Here is a 4,961-nt window from a genome sequence, read left to right on the forward strand (position 1 = left end):
AGGTACAATATTCAAACTTAAGCGTATCTAAAGTTTCGGTTCCTAAGAAAGCTGGTTCAACTTACGATTTAAATTTCTCTGAGCAACAGCCTATTCAAGGAATGCACGTACCTTCTCATAGACCAGTGTTTAGCTATAAAGAAGTTGAGTCAATTCCAACTAAGCCTAAGAAAAAAGAAGATTACTTTAATGAGTATAATGCTAACGTTGTCGATAAATTCAACAATACGGGTGAATGGCTTAAAAATATAAGTCCGAATTATTTACTTAAAGAGTCTCTAATTGGGCTTGCTACCTTCGGGTACGGCAATAGTCATGTCGTTGCCAATAAGGAATATGCAGAATTATTCGAAGGGTTTCAGGAAATCTTGAAAATAATGTTACCTGCAACCTTAGGGTTTAAACACTTAGAAATAAGAATCCCAGAAGTGGTTTTAGTAACGGAGTCTGGTGAGTTTTCTATTGATGCTGCTTCAGGTGGTGTGGCATCAATAATTGGTGTAGCGTGGCAAATATACATGTTTTCTCAAAATAAAGAGAACTTTGTAATCACGATCGACGAGCCAGAAAATCACTTACACCCTTCCATGCAAAGAGAGTTAATTCCAAATTTAAGCAAAGCTTTTCCTAAGGCCCAATTCGTTATTGCTACTCATAGTCCATTTATTATTGGATCTTCTAAAAAATCCCAAGTGTACGCTCTTGCATACAATAATGAAAATCGGGTATTTTCTCGAAAGCTTGACATGATTGATAAAAGTGGCAATGCGGCAAAAGTTTTAAGAGAGGTTCTTGGGGTTCCTGTAACAGTGCCTGTTTGGGTCGAAGATGAAATAAAAGAAGTTGTAAAAAAATACTCTGAACAAGGCGTCGATGAGGGCTTGTTTCAACGAATGAGACAGGAACTAGAAGAGAAAGAACTGCAAGAATTTATGCCCAAAGCAATCACTCTAGTTGTGGAGAGTCTAAATGATAAAGCTTAATAAGGGGTCTAAGCCACAAGTTCTGGTAGACAATGCTACAAACTGGACCAATGAATTACTTGGTTTTATTCAGCGCGATGAAAAGGTTCCTTCATCTGTTTCAAATCGTTATAACCATTCAGATGTGAAAGGTCTTCTCAAGCAGGAAGCTAAAAATAAATGCATGTACTGTGAGAGTAAAGTGAGTCACGTATCATATGAGCATATAGAACATATTAAACCTAAGGCTAAAGATAAGTACCCAGATTTAACGTTCGAATGGCAAAATTTAGGGCTTGCATGCCCTGTTTGCAACATGAATAAAAGTGACGAATACGACCAAAATCTGCCATTTTTAAACCCGTTTAATGATGAACCGAGTGACCACCTATATGCTGCGGGCCCCTACGTATTTGGAAAGCCAGGTCAAAACAGAGGGAAGTTGACGGAGAAAGTCATTGAATTAAATAGAATGGACCTTGTAGAACAGCGACTAGAAAGAATAGATGCAATACGCCAACTTATGGATAGCTATGAAAACGAGCATAATCCAATACTCAAAAAGGCAATTTATAAAGAGCTTGTAGAAGAGTTAGGGGAAGATAAAGCATATTCATTTGTACTGAATTCAATAGTGGATGTTGTCGGAATACGCACCGTATAACTGAGGCGGATTCTAAGTATACGATTGTCAACCTACACACGACCGAAGTGAGTATAGCCCCAACCTCATTGTTCGGATTAGATTTGATAGGGAAAACGCACGCCCCCGGAATGAGTAGAGTATTTAATCTAACCAATTTTGGGGCAAAAATGAGCCAGCCGTGATTGACTGACTCAAGGGAAGCTCTCTTAGTTACTTGATCGGAATATAGATTTCGGTTTTCAAATTCTCAGGTTTAGTTCGTCTTGGGTCTCGATTCAGGTACACCTCAAAGCATGGTTGGTCTCGCAGTTCAAACCCACTGTCTGGTAGCCATTTCAAGAGTAAATAACGGTATGCTTCAGAGAGTTTCTCGTAAGTACCTTTGTGCAAGGCCTTGGCATATTTGCCACCCAAAATTGTCTTGCGATCGATACATCCATCCTATTTCGACATAGGTAGTGTCCTACACTGCGAGACTCCATGATTTTCCATTATTGCTAATTTGTCTGAAAGTTTAGATTCAAGACCGTTTTGCGAATGATAAGCCCAATACGATCAATCTCTATGATAAATGATCAGACTTTATTGGAAGTGCTCGAACTAAAATGCCCTCCGACAGGGATTGATAAAGTAATCACGTTTCTGTCGGTGCGGTCACTTTCTATTATCGCAAAACAGACCATGCAAGCTTTATAAAATAATTGTTATGATATCTTATGTGAAATGTTAATGATTACTCTTCGTTTAATAGCTTCACTAAAGCTATTCGATCTAAGATTAAATAGGTAAATCACCTAACTGATTGAATCATTGACGGATCCTGTTGATTTTATGATGAGAAGAAGGTGGGGCTAGTGAGTAGTCATGTCTCCGAGGTGATAGAAAACAAAGACAGTTTTGAACGCCCGTTTTCGATCAAAATTCCGCGCCGTAAGTGGTTTGGTTGGAAGGGGATCGAACTGCGCTTGGTATTGGCATTGGCCATGTTATCGATGACCACCATCTTCCTTTCGGTTGTTTCTAGCTTTACTTTTGACGATCTAAACCAACGCCTCGTTGAATTAAAAGAGAGTGAAATCCCCGCCTTAGATAACGCTGCACGCCTCAATGATATGGTGCGTGTGATTATCACGACCTCATCTCAACTCAGTGATGCTGAATCTAATTTAGAGCGTAAGCAGGCGATGCTCAAAATTGAAGAGGCCATTTCAGTGATGAATAGCGTTATGGTTCAATTCCCTGATTATCACGCCTATTTTAAAGATCTTATCGCCCAAGTTAACAATAGTCTGAGTTTGTTGTATCAAAGTGAGATTGAGTCAGAACAACTCAATCAAGAACTTCGTAATTTGCTTGAGGGTTTTTATCCTCTGTTGCAACAGGCCAGTGATTCACTCGATAGTTTGCCTGAGTCAGCCAAAGATCAAATTCAATATACTCAGTTGAAATCTCTGCTTTATTACCAATTAGGCTTAGTAGAGAAGTTGTATAACGACTCAAGCTTTAATGAGTTGGATTACACTAGCTACCGCTTAGAGCAAGTCGGTGAAGAGTGGTGGAAACTTTGGGTCAGTGGTGATTTAAGAAGTAATTTTCCTGAGTTAGATCGCCAACTCACGGTTATTTATAACCTCGCTTCAAGTGATAGCAGCTTGTATGGGATGAAAAACAAAGCGCTTAATCATCTCTATCAAGAGCAGTATTTCCTGCAAAACAGCCGCGAGCATTTGAATCAGTTAACCGTGCAGATCGAAAGCAACACCAGCAAGGTGAATAGCAATATTGACCTGTCGATTCAGCAGGCGCAGTTGTCTTTACAATCGAACCAACAACTCTCTCTTTTTCTTTCTCTGTTTAGCGTGTTGGCTGCAGCTGCCATTTCGTGGTTCTACGTGCGTAAGAGTATTTTAGAAAGGCTTTTACAGCTCAAAGACAACATGTTCGCGATTTCTACCGGTCATCTAGATACCGAAGTTTCTATTCGTGGCAAAGACGAAGTGACGCAAATGGCCAAGTACCTAAAGGTATTCCAGACCACGGCCAAAGTCGTTAAGCAAACCAATCGAAAATTAGAGGCTGAGGTTGAAGAGCGCACCTTAGCCGAAGCCAAATTACGAGTGACTCAAGACGAGCTAATCCAAGCCGGAAAATTGGCCGCGCTAGGGCAATTGAGTGTCGGGATCACGCACGAGATCAATCAACCTCTGACCGCAGTAAACAGTCACGTTCGAAGCGCGCAGCTTTGGTTAGGCAAGCAAAGGCCAGACAGGGCAGAAGAGAACCTAAAAAAGATCGAGATTTTGTTAGACAAAGTGGCTGCGATTACTCGTCACCTAAAGGCCTTCTCACGTAAGAGTGATGGCAAGATTGATAACGTTGAATTGAATAAGGTGATTGGTGATGCGATTGACCTGTTTGAAACCCGACAGAGCGCTGTGTCGATTCAGTATTCGCCCCAAAGTAGCCAAATGGTTCGAGCTAACAACATTCGCTTAGAACAGGTTCTGGTGAATTTGATCAGCAATGCTTTGGATGCCATTGAGCACAGAGAACAACCAGAGCTCAGCATCTCAACTCAAGAGCATTCGAAGACCATTCAGATTTTGGTGATGGACAACGGGTTAGGGATACCTGAAGAGGACATTCCGCATCTGTTTGACCCATTTTATTCCAGCAAAACAACAGGTAAGGGGCTTGGGCTAGGCTTGTCTATCGCATACAACATAATAAAAGATTTTGGCGGCTCGATTCACGTGGAATCGGTTGAACACCAAGGCACCACCTTTATCGTCACTCTACCAAAAGGCACAGGTTCATGATTTCAGAAAAACACATAGTTCTTATCGACGATGAAATAGATGTCGTCGACGCCGTGAGCGAAATGTTAGAGCTAGAAGGGTTTAGTGTCACCACCTTTACTGATCCCAACCTTGGCCTAAAGTCGCTTAAAGCAAACAGTCAGTCGGTTGTGCTGTGTGACGTGCGCATGCCGAAAGTGGACGGTTTGACGTTGTTGAGCTCAATCCAACACCGTGCCCCGAATGTGCCCGTTTTATTGATGAGTGGCCATGGCGATATTCCAATGGCGATCGAAGCGATGAAGTTGGGCGCTTTCGACTTTCTAGAAAAACCGCTTAATTCGAGTGAGCTGGTGGAGAAGCTTGATTTGGCGATTACCCAGTGTCAGCACAGCTGCCCGTCAACCTCGGATGGTGATGAGCAAGAGGATTTACCGATTGAATCTGTGGTTATTGGCCAATCAAAAGCGATGGATACCATACGTAAGCAAGTGCTCGCTTTAGCGCATACTGGCGTCGACACCATCATCAACGGAGAAACGGGAACGGGCAAAG

At 41.8% G+C, this 4,961-nt stretch carries 5 protein-coding genes; 4 read left to right on the forward strand and 1 reads right to left on the reverse strand.

Annotated features, from left to right (window positions below):
• Both AB4653_RS08335 and AB4653_RS08340 read left to right on the forward strand, forming a co-directional pair.
• Positions 1–983, forward strand: a 983-nt coding sequence (locus AB4653_RS08335) for an AAA family ATPase (protein WP_372103808.1), incomplete at its 5' end; no start/stop codon positions are given.
• A complete protein-coding gene (locus AB4653_RS08340) occupies positions 970–1,626 on the forward strand; it encodes an HNH endonuclease (RefSeq protein WP_102258243.1) in 657 nt (218 codons plus the stop codon). The genes AB4653_RS08335 and AB4653_RS08340, both read left to right, overlap by 14 nt.
• Positions 1,627–1,818: 192 nt before the next feature.
• On the opposite strand, the gene AB4653_RS08345 is transcribed toward AB4653_RS08340, so the two are convergent.
• The gene (locus AB4653_RS08345; RefSeq protein WP_081324597.1) at positions 1,819–2,040 is read right to left on the reverse strand and encodes a GyrI-like domain-containing protein; all 222 of its coding nucleotides are present in this window, start codon (positions 2,038–2,040) and stop codon (positions 1,819–1,821) included.
• Positions 2,041–2,453: 413 nt separating this feature from the next.
• Here AB4653_RS08345 and AB4653_RS08350 point away from each other — a divergent pair, with 413 nt between their 5' ends.
• Together AB4653_RS08350 and AB4653_RS08355 are read left to right on the forward strand one after the other, a co-directional pair.
• Positions 2,454–4,427 (forward strand): ATP-binding protein, encoded by a 1,974-nt coding sequence (locus AB4653_RS08350; protein ID WP_102258242.1) that lies wholly within the window; start codon positions 2,454–2,456, stop codon positions 4,425–4,427.
• A partial coding sequence (locus AB4653_RS08355; RefSeq protein ID WP_372103811.1) for a sigma-54-dependent transcriptional regulator occupies positions 4,424–4,961 on the forward strand: 538 nt, incomplete at its 3' end. The genes AB4653_RS08350 and AB4653_RS08355, both read left to right, overlap by 4 nt.

It is taken from the genome of Vibrio sp. 10N.222.48.A3, from assembly GCF_041475345.1.
Lineage (GTDB): Bacteria > Pseudomonadota > Gammaproteobacteria > Enterobacterales > Vibrionaceae > Vibrio > Vibrio tasmaniensis_A.